Source organism: Castellaniella sp. S9 (assembly GCF_027257175.1).
In the GTDB taxonomy this organism is placed as follows: Bacteria; Pseudomonadota; Gammaproteobacteria; order Burkholderiales; family Burkholderiaceae_B; genus Castellaniella.
Window position 1 is genome coordinate 1 of sequence record NZ_JAPFGD010000030.1, and the last position, 595, is coordinate 595.

Here is a 595-nt window from a genome sequence, read left to right on the forward strand (position 1 = left end):
ACGACGCCGGCGCCCACGGTGCGGCCACCCTCGCGGATGGCAAAGCGCAAGCCCTCCTCCATGGCGATCGGCGCAATCAGGCTCACCTTCATCGACACGTTGTCGCCCGGCAGCACCATCTCCTTGTCCTCGGGCAGCTCGATCGTCCCCGTCACGTCCGTCGTGCGGAAGTAAAACTGCGGACGATAACCCTTGAAGAACGGCGTGTGACGACCACCCTCCTCCTTGGACAGAATGTACACCTCGGCGGAAAAGTCCGTGTGCGGCTTGATCGAACCGGGCTTGGCCAGCACCTGGCCGCGCTCCACTTCCTCGCGCTTGGTGCCACGCAGCAAAATCCCCACGTTGTCGCCCGCCTCGCCCTGGTCCAGCAGCTTGCGGAACATCTCGACGCCCGTGCAGGTCGTCTTGACCGTATCGTGGATCCCCACGATCTCGATCTCCTCGCCCACCTTGATCACGCCGCGCTCGATACGGCCCGTCACCACCGTCCCACGGCCCGAGATCGAGAACACGTCCTCGACCGGCATCAGGAACGTGCCGTCGACCGCGCGCTCCGGCGTCGGAATGTACGAGTCCAGCGCCGCCGCCAGCT

1 protein-coding gene is annotated in these 595 nt (G+C 65.4%); it reads right to left on the reverse strand.

Translation table 11 applies throughout. The features are described 5' to 3' along the window. Positions 1 to 595 (reverse strand): EF-Tu/IF-2/RF-3 family GTPase (locus OOZ48_RS18420; protein ID WP_269500272.1); only part of this gene is annotated, 595 nt, incomplete at both ends.